19 protein-coding genes are annotated in these 22,490 nt (G+C 41.6%); 5 read left to right on the forward strand and 14 right to left on the reverse strand.

The annotated features are described in order from the left end of the window. Positions 1–16 precede the first annotated feature (16 nt). From rnr to NT175_07725, 4 genes are all read right to left on the reverse strand, one after another. Positions 17–2,200, reverse strand: a complete 2,184-nt coding sequence (rnr, locus tag NT175_07710; GenBank protein MCX6234596.1) for a ribonuclease R — start codon at positions 2,198–2,200, stop codon at positions 17–19. 159 nt (positions 2,201–2,359) lie between these two features. Further along, positions 2,360–3,088 carry a LytTR family DNA-binding domain-containing protein gene (locus NT175_07715; GenBank protein MCX6234597.1) on the reverse strand — a complete coding sequence of 243 codons (729 nt, stop codon included), beginning with the start codon at positions 3,086–3,088 and terminating at the stop codon, positions 2,360–2,362. Then, the gene (locus NT175_07720) at positions 3,089–3,643 is read right to left on the reverse strand and encodes a histidine kinase (protein ID MCX6234598.1); all 555 of its coding nucleotides are present in this window, start codon (positions 3,641–3,643) and stop codon (positions 3,089–3,091) included. A gap of 18 nt (positions 3,644–3,661) precedes the next feature. Next, positions 3,662–4,072 (reverse strand): hypothetical protein, encoded by a 411-nt coding sequence (locus tag NT175_07725; GenBank protein MCX6234599.1) that lies wholly within the window; start codon positions 4,070–4,072, stop codon positions 3,662–3,664. A gap of 329 nt (positions 4,073–4,401) precedes the next feature. Here NT175_07725 and NT175_07730 point away from each other — a divergent pair, with 329 nt between their 5' ends. Genes NT175_07730 through NT175_07740 form a run of 3 tightly spaced genes read left to right on the forward strand, consistent with a single transcriptional unit; the run spans position 4,402 to position 7,174 of the window. Further along, positions 4,402–5,685: a pitrilysin family protein gene (locus tag NT175_07730; GenBank protein ID MCX6234600.1), complete on the forward strand. Its 1,284-nt coding sequence runs from the start codon at positions 4,402–4,404 to the stop codon at positions 5,683–5,685. Positions 5,686–5,702: 17 nt separating this feature from the next. Further along, positions 5,703–7,004: a pitrilysin family protein gene (locus tag NT175_07735; GenBank protein MCX6234601.1), complete on the forward strand. Its 1,302-nt coding sequence runs from the start codon at positions 5,703–5,705 to the stop codon at positions 7,002–7,004. After that, on the forward strand, positions 7,001–7,174 hold the full coding sequence (locus tag NT175_07740; GenBank protein ID MCX6234602.1) for a hypothetical protein: 174 nt from the start codon (positions 7,001–7,003) through the stop codon (positions 7,172–7,174). Before NT175_07735 ends, NT175_07740 begins: the two co-directional genes overlap by 4 nt. A gap of 43 nt (positions 7,175–7,217) precedes the next feature. On the opposite strand, the gene NT175_07745 is transcribed toward NT175_07740, so the two are convergent. From NT175_07745 to NT175_07765, 5 genes are all read right to left on the reverse strand, one after another. Continuing rightward, positions 7,218–11,951, reverse strand: a complete 4,734-nt coding sequence (locus tag NT175_07745) for a carboxypeptidase regulatory-like domain-containing protein (protein MCX6234603.1) — start codon at positions 11,949–11,951, stop codon at positions 7,218–7,220. A gap of 233 nt (positions 11,952–12,184) precedes the next feature. Next, on the reverse strand, positions 12,185–12,301 hold the full coding sequence (locus NT175_07750; GenBank protein ID MCX6234604.1) for a hypothetical protein: 117 nt from the start codon (positions 12,299–12,301) through the stop codon (positions 12,185–12,187). Positions 12,302–12,336: 35 nt separating this feature from the next. After that, positions 12,337–12,561, reverse strand: coding sequence for a LytTR family DNA-binding domain-containing protein (locus tag NT175_07755; GenBank protein MCX6234605.1), 225 nt, complete (start codon positions 12,559–12,561; stop codon positions 12,337–12,339). A 26-nt stretch (positions 12,562–12,587) separates the two neighbouring features. Further along, positions 12,588–12,926: a response regulator gene (locus tag NT175_07760; GenBank protein MCX6234606.1), complete on the reverse strand. Its 339-nt coding sequence runs from the start codon at positions 12,924–12,926 to the stop codon at positions 12,588–12,590. Between the two features lie 4 nt (positions 12,927–12,930). Beyond that, the gene (locus NT175_07765; protein ID MCX6234607.1) at positions 12,931–13,209 is read right to left on the reverse strand and encodes a hypothetical protein; all 279 of its coding nucleotides are present in this window, start codon (positions 13,207–13,209) and stop codon (positions 12,931–12,933) included. Between the two features lie 171 nt (positions 13,210–13,380). On the opposite strand from NT175_07765, the gene NT175_07770 reads away from it, so the two are divergent. Together NT175_07770 and NT175_07775 are read left to right on the forward strand one after the other, a co-directional pair. Beyond that, positions 13,381–14,787: an amidophosphoribosyltransferase gene (locus NT175_07770; GenBank protein ID MCX6234608.1), complete on the forward strand. Its 1,407-nt coding sequence runs from the start codon at positions 13,381–13,383 to the stop codon at positions 14,785–14,787. Positions 14,788–14,926: 139 nt separating this feature from the next. Further along, positions 14,927–15,706 (forward strand): DUF3795 domain-containing protein, encoded by a 780-nt coding sequence (locus NT175_07775; GenBank protein MCX6234609.1) that lies wholly within the window; start codon positions 14,927–14,929, stop codon positions 15,704–15,706. A gap of 33 nt (positions 15,707–15,739) precedes the next feature. Here NT175_07775 and NT175_07780 read toward each other — a convergent pair whose 3' ends face one another. From NT175_07780 to NT175_07800, 5 genes are all read right to left on the reverse strand, one after another. Beyond that, positions 15,740–18,193 carry a PAS domain S-box protein gene (locus NT175_07780; GenBank protein ID MCX6234610.1) on the reverse strand — a complete coding sequence of 818 codons (2,454 nt, stop codon included), beginning with the start codon at positions 18,191–18,193 and terminating at the stop codon, positions 15,740–15,742. A 27-nt stretch (positions 18,194–18,220) separates the two neighbouring features. Next, positions 18,221–19,627: a PAS domain S-box protein gene (locus NT175_07785; GenBank protein ID MCX6234611.1), complete on the reverse strand. Its 1,407-nt coding sequence runs from the start codon at positions 19,625–19,627 to the stop codon at positions 18,221–18,223. Between the two features lie 38 nt (positions 19,628–19,665). Next, positions 19,666–20,601 (reverse strand): PAS domain S-box protein, encoded by a 936-nt coding sequence (locus NT175_07790; protein ID MCX6234612.1) that lies wholly within the window; start codon positions 20,599–20,601, stop codon positions 19,666–19,668. Positions 20,602–20,706: 105 nt separating this feature from the next. Further along, positions 20,707–21,147, reverse strand: a complete 441-nt coding sequence (locus NT175_07795) for a response regulator (protein MCX6234613.1) — start codon at positions 21,145–21,147, stop codon at positions 20,707–20,709. A 280-nt stretch (positions 21,148–21,427) separates the two neighbouring features. After that, positions 21,428–22,288: a DUF1295 domain-containing protein gene (locus NT175_07800; protein MCX6234614.1), complete on the reverse strand. Its 861-nt coding sequence runs from the start codon at positions 22,286–22,288 to the stop codon at positions 21,428–21,430. Positions 22,289–22,490: the final 202 nt, after the last annotated feature.

Here is a 22,490-nt window from a genome sequence, read left to right on the forward strand (position 1 = left end):
GTATCAAAACAACATACTAATCCTTTTCTACGAGTTCAAAATCCATCTGTTTCCTTGAAAGGTTAATTTCTTTAACAATCACCCTCACGGGGTCGCCCAGTTTATATTCTTTCCGGTATTTTCGTCCGATGACGCGGTAATTTTCGTCATCGAGGTAATAAAAGTCGTCGAGCATGTCTTTCATAGCCACTCTGCCCTCGCATTTGCTACCTTCCAGTTCGACGAATATGCCCCATTTGCTTATGCCGGATATAAGACCGTTAAATTCTTGTCCTATCTTATCGGAGAGGTATTCAGCCTGTTTGTATTTTACCGAGGCCCGTTCGGCTTCGACAGCTTTTTTTTCCATATCGGAAGAGTGATCACATTTCTCCTCTAAGACGGTAGCATCCACGCTGGGTTGTCCGTTTAAATAAGCATACAGCAGGCGATGTGTCATCAGATCGGGATACCGTCGTATAGGAGACGTGAAGTGGGAATAATAGTCGAATCCAAGACCATAATGACCAATGTTCTGGGTAGAATAAATAGCTTTAGCCATAGTACGAATGGCAATGGTTTCAATCATATTTTCTTCACCTTTGCCCTCTATCTGGCGGAAGAGGTTATTGAATGAAGTGGCCAGTCCTTTTCTGGAGCCGGTATTCATCGAATAACCAAGTTTCCGCACCAGTTCTACGAAGTCATTCAGTTTCTCAGGACTGGGCTTATCATGAATGCGGTATACGAAAGTTTTTGGGACGGACTTACCTTTAATCTTTCCAATTTTTTCTGCGACTTTTTTGTTAGCCAGCAACATAAAATCCTCGATGAGGAAATTTGATTCCTTTTGTTCCTTAATATACGTTTCAAGGGGTTTCCCATTCTCATCAAGCCTGAATTTCACTTCTGTGGTCTTGAAGTTGATTGATCCTTTTTTAAAGCGTTCTTCCCTGAGTTTCGATGCCAGGTCATGAAGGATCATAATTTCTTCTTTGAAATCACCATTATCACCCTCAATGATTTTCTGAACTTCATTATAGTTAAACCGGCAGTTGGAGTTGATGACGGTTTTACCAAACCACTCATTGAGGATGTTCGCATCATCATCCATGATGAAAACAGCAGAGAAGCAGAGTTTATCTTTTCCGGGCTGCAGGGAACAAATGTTATTTGACAGCTTTTCAGGCAACATAGGTATTGTTCTGTCGACGAGGTAGACCGATGTGCCACGGAGGAAGGCTTCCTCATCAAGAACAGAATCCTTTCGGACATACCAGGAAACATCTGCTATGTGAATACCTACCTCCCATGTGTCATTGTCGATACGCCGGAGCGACAGGGCATCATCAAAGTCTTTGGCGTCTTCAGGGTCAATAGTAATGGTGATGACGTTGCGGAAATCTTTTCTTTTTTTGATCTCTTCATCAGGTATGGATTCAGAAAAATTTTCAGCTTCCTTAATGACAGGATTCGGAAATCTGAGCGGGAAATTGTATTCTGCCAGTATGGCGTTCATTTCCACGTCATTATTTCCGGGCTGACCTAAAATTTCGATGATTTCTCCAAAAGGATTATTGGATTGCTCGGGCCATTCGGTGATGCGTGCGATGACTTTTTCCCCGTTTCGTGCACCATGCAGTTTCTCAAGAGGGATATACAGATCGACCGGTACTGACACGTTATCAGGTATCACAAAGGCAAACTTTGAGGTTGCCTGTATAATCCCGACAATATGCACTTTTGATCTGGAAATGACTTCAATTATCTGCCCTTCAAGCTTACGATCTTTACGTTTGGGGAACAAACGCACCCTGACTTTGTCTCCATGAAGGGCATGGTAAGTATTATTAGATGCTATATAAACGTCTTCACCCAGCTCTTCGGTTATTATGTATGCCTTTCCGGTTTGTTTCATATCAACAATACCAGTTATGGTGGTTTTGGAGATATGGTCGGTGACAAGGTTGGGATGGCGTTGGTATTTTCCGCGGCTGATCTGGATGATCTGTTCATCCTCTTCAAGTTCAAACAGAATATTTTTAATAAGTTCTTTACTGGCTTTATCTTGGGCTCCCAAGAATTTGGCAACCTGACGGAAGTTGAAGCCATTGAAGGGATTGTTAATAAAAACAGATACTACCGCATTAATGAAAGTATTCCCTTTCAACCGTTCTTTTTTATCGGTTTTACCGGTTTTTTTTGATTTCTTTATGCTCATTTCAAATAAATAATTTTGCAAAAGTAGTGAAAATAATTAGGTTTTAATGACTTGGTAAGACTTAAGGATGGTATAAATCAAAAAGTTAAATAAATGTAATATTGCCAGAAAGTCAGACTAAAATAATTCTTCCTGTAATAAAAGACCTGCAGGATATATTTAAAGTTTTCTTTTTTCAAGGAAATCAAAGAAGGTCTTTTTATAGGATTCACTGATAGGGATTATCCTGTCGCTGATTTTAATGCGGTTGCGTTCAATGCTGTCTATTTTATCCAGTGCGACGATATAGGATTTATGTACACGGCAAAAATTATTCGGGGGCAGCATTTCCTCCATTTTTTGGAAGTTCTGCAGAGTCATAATCTTTTTTGTCTGGGTAAAAATCCTCAGATAATCGCCCATACCTTCGATATAAAGGATCTCGGAGAAGTGTATTTTTTCAAAACGGAATTCGGTTTTAACAAAGAAGTAATCTTCTTTAGGGCTTACAGAGTGTGTATTAATGGCTTCGGTCTTGACCAAGGCGGACAGCTGTATTTTTTCATACACTTTATCCACAGCTTTTAAAAAACGTTCGAAAGAGATGGGTTTCAGCAGGTAATCAACCACATCCAGTTCGAATCCATGGAGGGCATAGGTGTCGTGAGCTGTTGTGAAGATCACCAGTGGTTTTTGTTTAAGGATATTCAATAGCTGAATGCCAGTAAGTTCTTCCATCTGGATATCCAGGAATAACAGATCGATTTTATTATTTCTTATAAAGTCAATGGATTCGAGGGCCGAATCAAATGTTTTCAGGATATTCAGAAAAGGAACCCTACTGCAATAGTCCTTAATGATATCCAGAGCCAGGGGCTCATCGTCGATGGCAATGCAAGTGATTTTCATTTAGTTCACAATAACCAGTTTAACAAGGTATAATTCTTCGTCCTGGCTTATCTCCAGCAGATGTTTATCAGGGTACATCAGTTCCAGTCGTCTTTGTATATTCTGTAATCCAATCCCTTTTCCTTTATCCTTATTTGCCATACTGCCCTGCCTGACATAATTCACAACTTCAAAGATAATCTTTTGTTGTTCAATGATCAAATTGATCATGATGCCGGGTGAGCTGACTCTTTTACTTCCATGTTTGAAAGCATTTTCCACAAATGGTATCAGCAGCATCGGAGCGATGGTCCGGCCTTCGACAGTTCCCCGTATATTGAATCCGACAAAATCCTTATTTTTGATACGCAGCTTCTGAAGCTCAATGAAACTTTTCAGGTACTCGATCTCCTTTTCGAGCAATACTTTATCCGTGTTGGAATCATAGAGCATGTAACGCATGATGCCCGAAAGTCTCATCACTGCTTCCGGTGCATCATCCGACTTCCGGTACACCAAAGAGTAAATATTGTTAAGGGTGTTGAACAGGAAATGCGGATTCACCTGTGATCGCAGGAGAGCAATTTCACTGGCCTAGTTCTGGTTTATCAGTTCAGCTTTTTGTTTCTGGCTCTGGAACCAGTCGATAGTGAAACGTATGAATAATGCATAAAGACTCATGACCAGCGACACACGAATTTCCTGAAAGACGATGCGGGTTGTAAATAGGAGATCTTCTTCCCGAACCTGAAGAATCCACTTATTGTAATAGTAATATACGATGAGCTTAAATCCGACTATAAGACCTACCAGAAATAATCCAATAATAACACTGAAGAATTTGAACCTGATCTTGAACAGGGCAGGTATGACAAAGAAATAAAACAGGTAAAAGTTTATCAATTGAAGGACAATATTCAGCGGCAAAAGCAGATAATATGACGGATCAACCTTCATGTCAAAAAGCACCGGTGTGAATTCCGGGTAGAGAAGGTAAATCCACAAACAGGCATGAAGTAAAAAAGATGTGTTTCTTTTTCATTATAAAAATGGAACCTTAAATATACTGCAATAAATACAAAACTAAAACCATGGAAACTAAAATAAACAAGAAATCGATGAAATTCAATCAATTAAAGTCGAAATCCGTCATTTAATCGACCAAGTGAGATATCTGCTTTTATAAATTAATTATCGTCAGGTCATTGGATAATATCGAATAGTTTTCTTCCTGTTGAATCCTTTATTCAAATTTGGGCTGGATATCATATTGGTATATCAGCTCGATCAAAGAATATATCAGCAAAATTATAAATATATAAGGATTAAATACTATGATAACAATGATCATTAACACAGGTATTAAAAACTGTATCAAGGTAGCAACCCTGATGCTTGTCATGTTCAGTGTATGCTTTCAGGGCAAATCTTTTGGTCAAAGCCAGGCACAGGTTATCTCAACAGAGGGAATTGATATCCCGTATAAGAAATTTGTACTGGATAATGGTTTGACACTGATCGTTCATGAAGACCACAAAGCTCCAATTGTGGCAGTGGATATCTGGTATCATGTAGGCTCAAAGGATGAAAAACCGGGTAAAACAGGATTTGCTCATTTATTTGAGCACCTGATGTTCAATGGCAGTGAGCATTATAATTCGGATTATTTCAAGCCAGTGCAGGATGCCGGTGCATCGGAGGTGAATGGTTCGACCACAGAAGATCGTACCAATTATATTGATGTGTTTCCGACATTGGCTCTGGATTTTGTCCTCTGGATGGAGTCGGATCGTATGGGATTTCTGAAAGCTGCCATATCCCAGGAGCGGCTTGATGAGCAGAGGGGAATAGTACAAAACGAGGTACGTCAGGGTAAGAATGCCCCATATGGTGTGACGTTGGAATTAATCTGCAAGGGGGCATTTCCTCCAGGGCATCCATATTCATGGGATATCGGTGGAAGCCTTGAAGATCTGGGCGCTGCCAAGCTGGACGACGTTCATGAATGGTTCCGTACCTATTATGGTCCTAATAATGCGGTATTGGTGCTTGCCGGTGATATCACACCGGAAGTGGCGCTTGAAAAGGTAAAAAAATATTTTGGTGATATTCCTCCGGGTCCGCCCATCACCAAGCAAAAAGCCTGGATATTAAAAAGATCAGGATCACATCATGAAACAGCACAGGATATGGTTGCTCAGCCGCGTCTTTACAAGATATGGAATGTCCCTCAGTGGGGCACACCGGAAGCAGATTATCTTGACCTCATAAGTTCCATCCTTGCCTCAGGCAAGTCCTCAAGGTTATATAAGCGTCTCGTCATGGACGAACAAATAGCCACCAATGTATCAGCATACAATGAGTCGCGTGAGATTAGTGGAGTATTTACTGTTCAGGTCGATCTAAAGCCAGATGTGGACCTTGCCAGGGCAGAACAAATTGTGATGGAGGAGCTCAACACATTCATAAAACAGGGACCTACTCAAAATGAGCTGTTACTGGTAAAAAACCGGATTATTTTAGGTTTCATCAGGGGCATGGAGCAAATAGGCGGATTTTCCGGCAAAGCCGATATACTTGCCACGTGCGAAACTTTTGGCGGAGATCCTGTCCTTTAAAAAATTTTCTGAAGCGGATGTATGACGCCACTGCTGCTGACCTTCAGAATACGGCTGCGGAATGGCTCACCGACGGGGATTACACTCTGGAGGTTCTTCCGTTTCCTGATGTCAACGCCAGTGATAAAGGTGTTGACCGCTCAACATTTCCTGCAACGGAGGAGCCGCCACTGGCAAGATTTCCTGAAGTTCAGCGTATCCAACTCAGCAATGGTCTGAAGGTGGTTTTAGCAGAGGTTCATTCAATTCCCCTGGTGGTCTTTTCGATGCTCACCGATGCAGGCTATGCGGCTGATGCAGGCGACATGGCAGGTTTATCAAGGCTGACATCGGATCTGATGGACGAGGGGACAAATAAAAGAACAGGATCTGAGCTCAGCGATGAGCTGAATATCCTTGGTGCACGGATAACAACAGGGGCCTCACTGGATAATTCTTATGTTGCACTGTCGACATTAAAACAGAATCTTGACCCTTCATGTGCTTTATTTGCAGAGGTCATACTTACCCCGTCATTTACTGCAAGTGACTTTAACAGGATACAAAAGTTACAAATTAATAGAATTAAAAGAGATAAAATCGTTCCATCGAGCATAGCCACCCGGGTATACCCAAAGGTTTTGTACGGAGAAGAACACCCGTATGGAAATCCTTGGAATGGGTGCGGTTTTGAAGAGACAGTCGCGAAGGTCACCCTGAATGATGTCAGGGATTTTCATAAAAAATGGTTCCTGCCGAATAATTCAACACTCATCGTGGTAGGTGACATAACAATGGATGAAATATTGCCCAGGCTGGAGAAATTATTCGGTGCATGGAAAAAAGGCCAGATTCCGGGAAAGCAGGTACCAGCGGTAGCACCGGGGCAGAAGCCGGCGGTATATATTGTTGACAAGCCCGAAGCCCCACAGTCGGAAGTCTTTGCAGGCTTTCTGGCACCTTCACCGAAAGATAATGGTACTATCGCCATGGATATCATGAATAAGATATTTGGTTCAGAAGCCGGTGCGCGGTTATTTATGAATATACGTGAAGACAAACATTGGAGCTATGGAGCTTACTCATTCTTTAATGATGTGGCCGGACAACGGCCGTTTATGATGTGGGCGCCGGTGCAGACCGACAAAACAAAAGAAACCATGCAGGAGATACTCAAAGAGGTAAAGGGTATTATTGGTGATAAACCGGTGACACAGGATGAGTTCAGTCATGCCAGCTTGCAGGATTGTGGGAATCCATGTGGTCGATTGAAGGATCACTTGAACAAATCGTCAACTATGGATTTCCGGATAATTATTTCAGCAAATATCCCGGCATGATAAGGTCGCTGACATGGGATGATGTCAATAATGCAGCCAAACGGCTGATGCTTCCTGATCAGATACAATGGGTGATCGTCGGCGACAGGGCCAAGATAGAGCAAGGTATCCGTGAGATGGGTATCAAGGATATTTATTTTGTGGATGGCGACGGGAATCCGGTGAAATAGATCAAGAATAAAGGGATGACATCTCCGCGGAGATGTCATCCCTTTATTCAAGTATCATTTTCTTTGTCAAGACTTTCCCATCATCAAGAATACAGCGAACGATATAGAATCCTTTCTCAAAACCGGAAAGGTCGGTTTGAATAAATAATTGGCCTTTAGTATCTAACCTGTAAATTATTTGCCCCTGGATATTGTATACGATAATCTTTTCACTGTTTGGCGGGAGTTTGAAGTAAACGACGGATGTAGCAGGATTGGGATAGATTAATAAAGTTGTATTATTCATCACTGGAGGAACTGAAAGGATCTTTTCAAGAATAAAATCAAAATGCAAACCATAACGGATATCTATTCCTTTGATAGTATCTGAATAATATCCTTCTGCTTCAGCGGTTACGTTATAATAGCCTGATGCGACCTCAACAGAATAATAACCTGAGGAATTGGACATAACCGGCTCATAACCCTCAACAGTAATTTCTCCATATGGAATTATTTCTCCTTGTATATCAGTTATATAACCATAAAGTTGAACTAAATATTCTGAACGGACCGTGATATTATCAATTAGACATGAAACATAATCGCCCCACCCTCCGCCACTGGTTACAAACCGGATTTTCAATGAAGGCCAGGTAATATAGTCGCTGATGTCGTAATTATAAGTTATCCAGTTTGTTCCGGTAGAATCATCGATTTCATCTACAGTAATCCAATAGATGTTGTTCCATACTTCAACAGATAATTTATTTAAGCCCCTGGCACCATCCCTATTGTTGATGATGTTCAGGTCAAATCCAAGGGTGATACTATCATCAGGCTGATTAAGTAAAATATTGGGACTCACCAAAGCAAAGGAGTAATTTGACACCGTATTATCACATACGAATCCTGCTGAAGGAAATGGGTTTCCTTCTTCCGGGAAAATGATCCAGTTACCCTGGTACGGTGCAAAAGACCAATTTTGATCATCATACGAAAAGGACTCCCAATTTTCATAGAATGGTAAAAAAGCAATGGAGTTTGGCGTAAGTGTTATGTTGCGGTTAATATTATAATAGGGAATGGAAATATTTGATGTCGCCGGATAATATCCATCTTTCTCTACTGTCATCATATAATACCCATGGGGGATATTAAAGACTAAATACTGACCATCCGGAGAACAGATATCTGTATACCCCCCAGGGTAAAGTGTAATCTGTGCACCATCGACGGGCAAAGAAGTAAGAGCATCAGTAACCTTTCCTTTAACACTACCTATTCCATTTATATAAACAGTTGCAGGACCAGTCCACCATGACTCTCCTGAATAATATAGGGCCGAAACGTAATACGCATAGTTACCTGATTCAGTGACTATATCATAATAGCAGGTATCCGGCGCAGATACAAAGGCCAGTAACTCCTGATTTTTCCAAAGATTATACCCAATGAGAGTAAACGTGGCAATTGATTTAATTGAGCCATTGTTTATGGGATTCAAAGAAGCAGGCGTGTTTTTCTGATGAGTTTGCTGTAATTTTTGTGAATTTTCTTCGGATGGTGGGTCCCAACTAACGAAAATATAACCATTATTGAGATTGTCGGCGTAAATTCCCTCCGGTGTAGGGAATTCGCTTCCGCATTCAAATGTCAATGACGTATCAAAGGGACAGCTTACACCCATGTCATACACTGCGATCAGATTATATTCATAGATGCCTGCGGGGGATACAATATCCGTATATAGAGTGTCAGTGACAATGGATTCATTAATTATTACATCATTTCTAAAGATATCATATCCTATGAGGCTGAAACGTACCGTACCGTCATCAAACAGATACCGGCAGGTTCCGCTGGAATTATTAGTGCTTGTGTTGACGGATGGTCTTAATGAAACAGCTTCATCATTTGGTGACATAGAGGGTTTAGCAGGGAGAACATAGGACTTTACTATATGATCTCCCCCAAAAGGCCCATAAACTGTAGCTCGGATCATATACAGGTCGTACTGTCCTGTTGCCCAGCTGGCTCCCACGGCGCGGTCATAGCTTCGACCCTGTCCTGCTGATGTTTCGTCGACAGCTGTAGGAGGACAATCCGGGTAGGTATGTAATTGTTCATGTGCCAGGTAAAAGTCTCCACTTCCTATTGACACATCCAGGCTGTCGATATCAAATTCAACCCATTCGTAATTGGCAGGAGTCACTTCCATTGATCCCAGATCTGTTCCGGGGTAACCATTTGCACCATCATCGTCATAGACGTGGATCATGAATGACTGTAAATTATTCCCTACAGGCCATGACCCATCAAAGATGTGCATATGGTACTTGCGGATTTCACAGGGATATCCTCCAGGTGTGAACCTCACGGCGGTCATTGCACCTGGATCGTACCAGGCTATGGCATTTTCAGGGACGCCATCATCGTAAGCAATTTCATAAATACCGGGTTCTGGACTTGCAGGAGGGCTCCAGGTTAAGTTTACCTCCATGCCTTCGGCTGATGCTCCAAAATTTTGCGGAGGAGTAAAATAATCACACGTATAATAGGTAAATGGATATTCGACGATCATTGACTCACATGTTGGATATTGTGCACTAACTCCAATAACATAAAATTCGCCAACAACCAGATCAGTGAAAGTATATGTCAACTCCGTCATAAATCCCAAATGTGTGCCATTAAGATAAAGATTAAAACCAATGAGGCACGGTGGGGAAACATTCATTGTTGTATCAGCGCGTATTTCAACATCATCGAGGCAAATACCCAGACCTCCATTGTTAATCTCACCTTTAAATCCGATTCTATAATGCTCTGATGGATTTGGAAGGGTCACCACACTTTGTGTCCACTGGGAAATATTTTGTTGAGAAAAAGAAGTTAATGGTTTCCATGGAGTGGCGTCAGAGTTTTTGTAATAGACTTTAAGCTCATCCTGAACCGTGTCTCCGGCTTGCGTATGCCAGAAAGTCAATTTAGGCCAAAAAACATGGCTAAGGTCAAACTCAGGTGTAATGAGCATAGTTGTCGCACTTGTGCCGCCAAAGGCTGCATTGAATAAGCCCGAATGTGCCTGGTCGGGTATCCCGGAAGGACTGCCTGTTTGAACTGTCCAGTATACTGTACTGTCGATGAATTCCTGTGTCCAGCCAGGTGGTATGATTCCGCCTTCAAAGTCTTCGGAATATAGGGTTACTGCACCACCGCCGGCGAAAACGATTCTAAAGGATCCGGGATACAAAGGATCCGGGATAATAGTTGGGGGTAAACAGGTACTATGTAATGTTAAACTTAAGGAAGTGTCGTTTGCAATATGGATATTATCATGACTATACGGTTGAAAATAAGCGAGTTCGACCCAAAGTGAATAATACCCGGTAGCAACATCACTAAAGACGACAATACCATTTTCGGGAGCTAATGCCTCATATACATGAGCCGGATTATTGTCATCATTTTCCAGGAGCACTTGAGCTCCTTCGGGTGACTCATTGCATTCGGTTAAGACATTTATGGTTACGCTTAACGCGTTCCGAATCACATTTGACATCGCAGGTTCGGACTGATTATAAGAATATGACGCTATCACCGCGTACCTGTAATATCCAGTATCCTGGCTGATCCAACCGGTATCATAATAAAATTCATCCAGGACAAGATCATTTATTAATACCCAATTTTCGTAATAAAACTCATCTCCTGGTTTAAGGCGATAAATATCATAATGGCATAAATGCCTGTCACCATCGGTTCCTGATTTGTCAATGTCACCTGGGGGAGTATTTTTATCAATGTCCTGATTTTTCTGCCATGCACGAATTAAAAAATCACCGAAGCCGACAGGCTGCCATTCTCCCGGAGTAGAAATTTCCTGAATATAGCTTCTGCCATCAGGATCCGACATGTCAACGGTCACCGGGGAACAGTTGGGATAATTACCACCCTGAATTTTCACAATATAAAAGTCACCCTCGGTGATGAAGATGTTTTCTGATGAGAAGTCAGCATAGGTCCAACCCCACTCGTAGGGTGCGATCGTTGTAATGGCCAACTGTGTACCGGGAAGACCATTCGTACCGTCATCATCATAAAGTGCCATCTGAAAAGGTGCAAAGAGGTCACCGGGAGGCCAGGTTCCGTCGTAAATATTGACTTCGGCACCCAGGATTTGCGCCGGATAGCTGTCGGGGGTGAACCTTACTGCTGCCATATTGCCTTCTTCCGGCCATGCAAATACACTATCGGCTGTGCCATCATCATATTGATATTGATGGCAGTCCTGCATTTTAAACCAACTGATGTAAGGTATGTTTGGCTGATGATTTGGATCGGCATATACACTGATAACAGGATAAGGCATTTCTATGAAAATAACTTCTAAATCAACAGTTTGTTCAAAATATATGTTTACATTTTCTATTTCCACGGAAACATAACCATCTGCCTTGCACCTGATAAATGGCCCACCGCATGGCAATCGAGCACCATAAGAACAACATGGTACGATAGTATCAATGCCATATCCCTCAATAATGATCCTAACCGAATCCGGACGGGGTATGCCAGGCCAAGTAGAAAAGGTCAAGCCAAGATATCCGCTGTCAGGTGGTAAAAGAGATTGATGATACGAAACTGAGGGATTTGATGTGCCTGTTGTCATCACTTTAAAATAATCCTCTTTAATTCCCACTGCTGAAGAGTGCGGCGTTCCAAAAGAGTTCAGGATGATGAAAAGCAATAAAAAACATGCCGGGACGATTGAGGAAAGAATCTGTTTTTTCATTTCGGTCAGTTTTATGTTCCAAATATACAAATTAATTCTATGTTTTGCAACTATAATATATCCGATAATCACTCCGTACAAAATATTAATACCAAAACACCCGAAAAGGTCGGGGCTGAAAGTGAAATATTTTTCAACAAAATGAAAAATATTTCGTAAAGCATTAATAATCAGTGATAAAATTTTACAGATAGCACCTTATTACGATATACGCAAGGGAAGACCGGTCTTTTTCACCTACCGTGATTTGAGTCCTTAAATAATTTTTTCCATACTGTATCTTTAACGCTCCTGCCTATCGGCAATTCTATTCCCATAATATGGACTGTCAATGACGTGAAGGCGCTTATTTTAGGAATGGAAACGATATAGGATTTATGAATCCTTAAAAATTGATCATAGGGTAATTTTTTTCAAACTCGTGCATGGTTTTTCTTGTCAGATAAGTTTTATCCTCCGCATGGATTTTAATGTATTCACCATAGCCTTCAATATATGAGATATCTTTCAAATATACTTTGAAGACTTTTTTATTATCCCGGATATAAATAAATGGTTCTTCGGCAGGAGTTTGGCGGGATACTGCGATGTTACCTGAAGGTTTTTCCATCCTTTCATAATACCTGTTCACTGCTTTCAGGAATCTTTCCAATGAAATCGGCTTAGGGGATAATCCACCACGTCGAGATCAAAGCCCTTAAGAGCATACTGCCGGTATGCCGTGGTGAGGATGACCTTTGGAGGATGGCTGAGGATTTTGAGAAAATCCAGCCCGCTTATCTGGGGCATGTGAATATCGAGAAACATCAGGTCAATGTTTTCTTTTCTGAGGACATCCATGGCCTGGAGAGCATTACGGCACTCGGCCACGATTTCCAATGTGTCGACTTTTTTGACGTGCGATTTTATCAGTTTGATGGCCAGGGGCTCATCATCCACGATTATGCATTTTGTTTTCGGAGAGGTACTTTCCATTGAGTTATAAATTTATATCCAACTTGATCCGGAAAACACTTTCATCATCAGAAATAATCAGATGATGCCTGTCGGGATACAATAGCTGAAGGCGTTTTTTTACATTTTCAATACCGATTCCGGTAGGCTGGTCTTCATTCGGAATCACTTTGCTGTTGGCAATGGTAAAATTCAGCTTGTCACCGGTTATTTTCAGCTTCAGGGTGATCCATGGAGAGCCCACGTCGTTGCTTGCCCCATGTTTGAAACTGTTTTCAATGAAATGACGAAAAAGGTATATCAATAACATCCATATTGCGGTAAACGGTTAAACGGCAGGTAAATTCTGTCACAAATTTCTTAAAACAGTGCTTAAGGGAATTTTCAAAAATAGTACTCCGGGGCGATAGTGATTAAGAAATTCACTATTATTGCATCTCAGACATAAACTTTCCTATAATCAGTATTTACAACCATGAGCGGTTTTTTTGGCAGTGTTTCAAAAGAAGATTGTGTTTACGATGTTTTTTACGGGACCGATTACCATTCTCACTTAGGTACCAAGCTGGCCGGATTGGCATTTTTTGACCAGGATAAAGGTTTTCAGAATGCCATCCACAGCATTGAAAATGGTTATTTCAGGAATAAGTTCGAAGATCACCTGAAAGACTTTTCGGGATTAGGAGGTATAGGCGTGATAAGTGACACGGATGCCCAGCCTCTGGTCGTATATTCACATCTGGGGAAGTTTGCCATTGCTACCGTCAGTAGAATCGTCAACCTTACCGAACTTGAAGAAAAATTTCTGAAGAAGCACAGGCATTTTTCGGAAAACAGTCAGGGTGTCATCAATCCGACAGAGCTGGTGGCCATGCTTATAAGTGAGGAACAGGACTTTGTTTCGGGTATTGAAAATGTATTTGCATCTGTGAAAGGCTCATGCTCTATGCTGATACTTACGGAAACAGGTATTATTGTCGCCCGCGATAAGTTAGGGAGAACACCCATCATCATTGGCAGGAAAGAGCATGCATATGCTGTGGCATCAGAGACATCCTCTTTTGCCAATTTGAATTTCATGACTGAAAAGTTCATTGGTCCCGGTGAAATTATTTTCATAACCGCCGAGGGATGTCAGACGCTAAAGGCGGCCGGTGAAAAAATGCAGATATGCGCATTCCTATGGGTATATTATGGTTACCCGCCCAGTTGTTATGAAGGGATAAACGTTGAGGATTGCCGGTACCGTTGTGGTGCGGCGCTGGCACGCAAAGACGATGTGGATGCTGATTTTGTTACCGGTATCCCTGACAGTGGTGTTGGGCATGCCATTGGGTACAGTAATGAAAGAAAAATGCCTTATATGCGTCCTTATACCAAATATACCCCTACATGGCCACGCAGTTTTATGCCCCAAAGTCAGCAAATGCGTGATCTGGTAGCCAAAATGAAGCTGATACCGAATGAAGCTCTCATAAAGGGCAAAAAGGGTGTATTTTGCGACGATTCTATTGTGAGAGGAACCCAGCTAAAAGATAATACACGCGATTTATTTGATGCCGGTATTGCAGAAGTTCATATGCGTATTGCATGTCCACCTCTCACTTACCCTTGTATGTTTTTGAATTTTTCCCGTGCCAGAAACACCCTGGAACTGGCTTCACGTAAATCGATAAGCCAGATTGAAGGGACAGAGGATGTTGACTATAACGATTACAGTGATCCTCAATCTGAAAGATATCATCTGATGGTTGATCAGATCAGGCAAAACCTGGGACTCACCTCCCTGAAATATCAGGAACTCAGCGATTTGGTCGCTGCCATTGGCTTACCGAAGGAAAAGCTGTGCACCCATTGCTGGGATGGGTCAAGTTATTATTAAATCGTTCAGAACGATCTTTTAGCAGGGTTAAAAAATCGGCCTTCCATAAATTATCTGATTGAATTTATCAGGAAGATGAAATAGGATTGAGATTTAAAGTTCATGCCTGCCTATGTTATATCTTTGAAGAAAAAATGAGATGAAGTACCATCACCTGGGTATTCCTACCGACACACCACGACCGAACGAAATTTACCTGGAGCCATTCAAAATGTTTGTATCGGGTTATGATGAAAGCCCATTTCACATTGAGTGGATACGTTTCGAGGCCGGCAGCCCTTTACCGGAGATTGTCAGGACTGTGCCTCATGTTGCCTTTGAGGTAGACCATCTTGAGAAGGCTCTTGAAGGGCATGAGATCCTTATATCTCCCAACAGTCCTTCCAAAGGCATCAGGGTTGCTTTCGTCCTGAGTGATGGCGCACCTGTCGAATTCCTGGAAACGGAGGGAAGTGAAGCTCAGACAGCAAGCCCTGAAGAGATTTTGGATGCCCTTGGTCCCTGTGGCCTGTATTGTTCAAAATGTTTTGCTTTTCAAGGGGGACCGATCAGAGAATACAGCCAAAAGCTGCAGGAAGCCCTGGGTGATTTTGATAAATATGCCGAACGGTTTGTAAAGTTATTGCATGAACCGATTTTCCTTTTCTATCCATATTTCAAGGAGATGGTGTCATATTTTGCCAAAGGGCACTGCAAAGGTTGCCGTATGGACACCTGCCAGTTATACAAGGCCTGTAATGTGAAAAGCTGTGCTGTAGCCAGGCATGTTGATTTCTGTTTTCAATGCCCGGAGTTCCCATGTAAAACGACCAATTTCGATGAACATTTGAAAAAACGCTGGATAGATGTTCAAAACAGAATGAAAGAAGAAGGGCCTGAGAGGTATTTTCTGGCAACAAAAAGTGGTTCGCGGTATTAAATGTCTAATATTCAGATATCTTAGCAAATCGGATTAAACCTGTTCATTAGCTTTTTTCAGACTTTCAATAATTTTCGGAAAATCTTTCATATCGGACATCATCATTTCCACGTCAAAGCTATTTACCGACTGCTTTATCCGTATTCCATAACGGATCAGCAACTGAATGTCGTATTTTGAACCCAGTTCTGAAATTTGTTTACCGAATAGTGTGATATCTTCAACAGATAGTTGTTCTTCAATTCTATTCCATGAGAGCATCAAATCGCCTTCCAGATATCCGATAATCTGAGGCAGGCTTTTCAATGCCTCCTGTGATATAGGTTCAATGTCACCTGCTTCCTCTGCCTGTTCATCCGGAATAGTATGCGGGAGGTATTTGATCAGTTCATTATACAGGCTATCCAGGCTGACAGGTTTTATTAACAGTCCATTGAAGTCGTACTGGTGTATTCTTTTAATCTGCGATGACATAGCCGATGCAGTGAGGGCAATAACAGGTATGTGTTTGAATTTTTCATCATTTCTGATGATCTTGAGTAGTTCAAAGCCGTTAATGCCGGGCATCCCGATATCGGTTATCACCAACGAGAAATCCCCCTTCCTGATGAGAGGGACAGCTTCTTCTCCGTTATGGGCTTCAATAGTTTCAAGAGCTGTATCGTGCAATGCTTCCAAAAGGTACTGCCGATGGCTGTCGATATCATCAACTATAAGTACTTTGGCTTTATGAAATTTGATTTTTTCCGGATCGATGATATGCCTGGATTCTTTCCGGGTGATTTCATCTGAGACAGGGATTTCCCAAAGTTTGATGATGAACGTGCTCCCCTTATTTACTTCACTTTCAACAGAAATCTCCCCATTCATCATTTCCACCAGTCTCTTGCAGATAGTCAGGCCCAGTCCTGTACCGCCATATTTATTATAATCCTGACGCCTTACCTGAGTAAATGACTGAAAGATCCTATCCTGTTCCGCTATCGGAATACCTATGCCTGTGTCTTCAACTTTAATGATCAGGTCGGTAACTTCTTTTTGTTCATCCATTACATATAACTTATTCCGGTTGACGGCTTCAACCGTCAGTTTGACATAACCTTTTTCGGTGAATTTAATGGCATTATCCAGCAGATTGAAGAGGATTTGCTTCATTCTCACATCATCGAGGTAAACTGATTCGGGCAGGTCGGGATCTAAATGAATGCTGAAATTGATTTTTTTCTTGCCTATTTTAAGCGAGAAGGTATCTTCCATGTTTTTGAACAATGGAATGGGATCAATATAGTGCGGATTAAGTTCCATTTTTTCTGCTTCTACTTTCGACAGGTCCAGAATGTCATTGATCAGGGCTAATAGGCTCTTACCGCTGGAATGTATGGAGTCAATATAGCTTTTAAGCTGGGGATCGGATATATGCCTGTTCAGGAGGTTGGCAAAACCAAGAATGGCATTCATGGGAGTCCTGATCTCATGGCTCATATTGGCCAGGAAATCACTTTTTGCTTTAGTGGCTGCTTCGGCTTCCTCTTTAGCGGCGATGAGCTCATTCTCCATGCGTTTACGGTCAGTGATATCTTCCCGCACCAGCACAAAATGTGTGATCTCATCCTTTTCATTAAAAATGGGCGAAGCCGAAGCCGATTCCCAATATATTTCGCCGTTTTTCTTTTTATTCTTTAATTCTCCTCGCCAGGTTTTACCTGATTGAATGGTTTTCCAAAGTTCCTGGAAATCGTTATCCGGATAATCGCGGGCATTTGAAAGGGGAAGATTGATGCCGATGGCTTCTTCGGAAGTATAACCTGTTATCTCAGTATATGTGGTATTGACATATTCGGTGTTTCCCTGCAGATCGGTGATGACGACAGTAGCAGGACTTTGTTCAACAGCTCGGGAAAGTTTTTTTATTTCCCTGTTGGATTCTTCGAGCATATAAAGTGCTTCTTCTGCAACTTGTTTTTGAAGATTGGCATCCATCATCAGATTCATTGCTGCTTTTCTGGAATTATCCAGATCCTTTGTGCGTGCATCGATTAATTGTTCAAGATCTTCACGCAGTTTTTTTAAATCTTCCTCTACCTGTTTAAAATCAGATACATCGTCGGCCACGCTGAGGAAAGCTTTCCTTCCGTCAGGCAATTTGCCAAGTGGAACAAACGCGACCTCCCATTGTCTTCTGTCACCTGTTTTAGTCCTGATGGTGAACTCCATTTTATGATCCGGGACATGTTTCTCTGACAGCTCTGTAAAGATGTTCAGAGCTTCTTCATAATCTATGTCAATGGCATTATATACCCAATCCTTTATGGTAGGAATATCCTCAAGTGTATAACCTGTCATGTCGGACAATGATTTGCTGATCAGAATCACTTCGCCATTTTCTGCATGAATCATTGCAGGATTGGGAGATAATACAATGCCTTCACGTAACAGTAATTCCATGCCGCTGTAAGTATATTCAGGATTTTTCTTCTTTTCTTTCATAAAGAAGGTATTATCTGTAATTTTTTGTCATGATTCCTGTTTTTTATCCTTCCAGTCCATAACATATTTAGGTTTAATTCCGAGCTGAGCACATAGCAGGTTGACTTCTTCCTTCATTTCAATGATGCGAAGTTCTCTGCCCACCATGGCTTTATTGAATGTTTCCAGTTCTTCTGATTTTTTCTTGAGTTCTTCTTCGATACGTATTCGTTCGGATATTTCATCTGCCAGCCGTGTGTTTTTATCCTCAAGTTCTTCTGTTTTAAGCAAGAGGTTCTGGTTTGTCAGGTCAAGTTCTCTGGTGCGTTCAAGGACTCTTTTCTCGAGTTCTTCGTTCAATACGCGTATTTTATCCTGAGCTTCCATTTCATCTTCCAGGATACTCAGCAGGGCGCGTTGAGCTCTTGCTGACTCTTCAAGCAGCGATCTGATTTTCAGCTCATTTGTGCGCAATAGTTCTTCATTATTTTTCCGTTCAGTGATATCACGGAACACCCCTTCCACACCAATTTCTTTATCATTATCATCCCGAACCATCCGGCTATTTGTTGAGACGAAAATTATACTGCCATCGAACCGTTTAAGTGCGACTTCATAATCGATCACTGATCCATCGGTATAAAGTTTCTGTAGAAGCGTATTTCTTTCTTCCGGATTTGTGTAGAAGTCTTTCGCCACATTCATATGATAGATTTTCTCCACAGAATCGACGCCCAGAAGTCTTGCGCCGGAGGGACTCACATAGATAATATTACCCTCTTTGTCGGTCCTGTAAAAAACATCATACATGTTCTCGACTATCGTCCGGTATTTTTTTTCATCCTCCTGGAGAACATGTTCAGTAAAAATCCTGCTGAGAGCCACTGAAGCCTGGCTAAGGATAGTTTCAATAATGTCTCTGTTTTCTTCAATGTCGTTTTGTGAATTTGTCAGGATGATTACGCCGCCAAGGTGGCGGTTGTGATGGATAAATCCAATGGTGTACACGGAACTGATATTCAGCAGACGGTCGACCATATCGCATGCAGCTTTCGGAAACTTCCTCATAAGTAAGGCGTAGGTTCCTCCCGGAATTAACTCCATCTTGCCGCTGCGGTAGGCAGTAAGTTCGTCATCTATGATATCATTAACCGAAAACGCCATACCCCGCGGATCGGCGCCCAGAATCCTCAAGATGTTATTTACAATGCCTTCATCCTGAAGACCCTCCATGGCCCTGAGCGAAAGAGTCTGGGTAGATTCATCCATAAGAGTAACAAATACATAGCCACGACCAGCCAACTCCTTTATTTTATTGCAAACAAATGAACAGATTACTTCGGCAGTTTCCATAAAAGTTAATCGACGGGAAATGTCAGCCAGAAAGGACAATTGTTCTAACCTCTTTTTCTCCTGATATAAGGATGAATCTTCCTGAGGTGGTTTGTTTTTCATGTATATTCTATATTTTAAGCCAGATGATAAACAATTATTTATATATCCTGGTCAGCATAACGGGGAGATTCACCCAACCGTTCAAGCAACTGATTGACCTCGTTTTTGAGTTCCCTGACACGGTCTTCCCGTTTCAGTGTCACATTGTACCACCGTTTAAGCTCACCGAGTTGCTGTTTGATTTTCTCTTCCGCTAATTTATGCTCTGTGACATCTATACAATTCCCTTCATTAAACAAAATTTGTCCATCAGCATCTTTCATTGCAAATGCAGAGATTAAAATCCAGATCTTTCGCTTGTCTTTAGTGTATACTTCGATTTCAAATCCCCTGACCAGGCCTTGTTTCTTAAGAATCATCATCAGCTGTTGTCGTTTTTCGGGATTGACATAGATTTGATGTTCGATATCGTTTATGGACCGCATCAGCTCTTGGGGAGTTTCATAGCCGAACATTTTCGCCATAGAGGGATTGACGGTCAGAAAGTACCCTTCCGGAGATGACCGGTATATACCTTCAATGGAGTTTTCGAAGATGGTCCGGTATTGTTCTTCGCTGTCTTTCAGTGCCTGTTCAATTTGTTTACGCTCATGCCGGATAACGGCATCTTTCATTTCACGTTCAACAGCCGAAGCCAACCGTGTCAGATTATTTTTCAGCAAATAATCGTGTGCACCTTCTTTCATCATTTGTACGGCAATATCTTCGCCGATATCGCCTGAGACAACAATAAAAGGAATATCCAGGCCTGTTTTCTGAAGAAGCTGGAGAGCTGCCGGTACACTAAACTGAGGCATCTTATAATCGGCAAGGATAACATCCCAGGTTTGCTTATGAAGATATTTTTGCATCTCCCCGGCTGTTTCAACACGCTCAAAAATTACATCATAGCCGGCTTTTGTCAGATGATGAACATTCAATAAAGCATCGTTTTCATTATCTTCAATGATGAGAACGGAGAGTTTTTTTGTCATTGATTTTTGCATGATATTTACTCATAAAGGATTAATCGACATAAAAACAGTTAAAAAATTGACCATATATCAATTGATCTGCCTTATAATATTAAAAGTTTGATTTTACTTTGGCGGTGGTTCATTTATTAAGAGCCAATATAAGCTCAGGTGCGAGATAGCATCGGCAAAACGGATGAAATCGACCGGTTTGCGGATATAGCTGTTGGCGCCAAAGTCATAGCTCCTGATGATATCCTCGTCTTCCTGGGAAGATGTCAGCACCACAACGGGGAGCCGTTTAGTCCGTGGATCGGAACGGACCCTCTGCAATACTTCAAGTCCGTTGACTCTGGGCATTTTCAGATCCAGCAGGATTACCGAGGGCATTTTGGTTAAATCCCTGCCGGCATGAACACCGGTGCCAAAGAGGTAATCAAGGGCTTCCTGGCCATCTTCAACAACAACGATATCGTTTAAAATATTATTACCTCTCAGAGCGCGTTTAGTCAGTTCGATATCGCTGGGATTATCCTCGACCATAAGGATCATTTTGTTTTCTTTCATAGCAATTAATTGTGACATAGTTAGTTTTAAGAAATCATATTTTAATGAATGGATAAAGATAATTAAAAGTGTAAATGGGAAATGGGGTTCATATTGAAACAATTATTTTGGTTTGATTTCAGGCTAAAGATAAGAAATTTTGTCGATAAATCGAACCAGTGAAGTTGAAAATGAAAATTACTCTTATGGCGGGGGCTTACTAACCGGAAAACTCCAGACCAGAGGAAATTGGTGGATTTCAATACAAATTTTGGCGACAGGAAATGGAGGAGGAACATTATCAGAACCAGGGTATGAGCGCTGATGTCTTCTTCATATAGTCCCTGTATCCATTTTTTTGCTCCACCATTTTTTTGTCCATCATCGGAACACTGATGAAGGCGAAGAGCAGAATCATAGCCACAGGACCGGGAATAGTCCACCACTCCTGCACCAAAGAGAATACCCACAGACCTATCCAGAACAGAACTTCCCCGAAGTAGTTCGGGTGACGTGAATACTTCCATAACCCTGAACTCAGGAAATTTCCTGCAGGTTTGCTGATGAATATTTGTAGTTGACGGTCGGCAACAGTTTCAATGATAATTGCTGACAAAACTATGATAGCTGCAATCACATCAAAGATACCGATCGGCGATGAATCTAAGGCAAGTGCCGGATATACAGCCAGGCATCCCAGAAATACGATCAATGTCGGGAACAGGTGTATACCAAAGAAGCTGATGACCCAGTAAAAGCGGCCGGTGTTTTTACGGTAATTCACATACCGCCAGTCCTCATCCTGCATACCTTTCCAGCGTCGGAAACAATTATAGGTCAGTCGTACTGACCAAATGACCACCAGGGTGATAATAAGTATTTGACGAACAGGATTAACTGTTGTATGTCCTGCAGATATGTACCAATAGATTAGGATTGGAACCGGCGCCACACTCCAGTAAGGGTCATAAAAGCTCGAATTATTGAATGATACACTGAAGATGAAAATGATGACAGTCGCTGCTAAGTCAAGGATTAAAGCAGTCAATACAGGGGAATCGAATGGTATGAATTTGGCAATCATTAAAACGCCTACAAGGGTGAATAGATAGCCTATTATACAAATAAAAAGAGAGGGAATCCTGTCGAGTTGTTTTTTCATATTGACCGAAATTAGTGGTCTGATAAAATTAATTATAAATCAGATAATGTTATTATATATAAATTTCTCCTATAAATCCTTTCCAAGTTATAACGCCTTTGGTATGCGAGTTTCTCCTGCGAGCTTAGCCAAACGAATGATTGGCATTAACTCATGTCTGTGTTCTTAAAGTCCTTTTCAGGACATGTTGCGTTGGTCAATT

This window comes from Bacteroidota bacterium, assembly GCA_026391695.1.
Lineage (GTDB): Bacteria > Bacteroidota > Bacteroidia > Bacteroidales > JAGONC01 > JAPLDP01.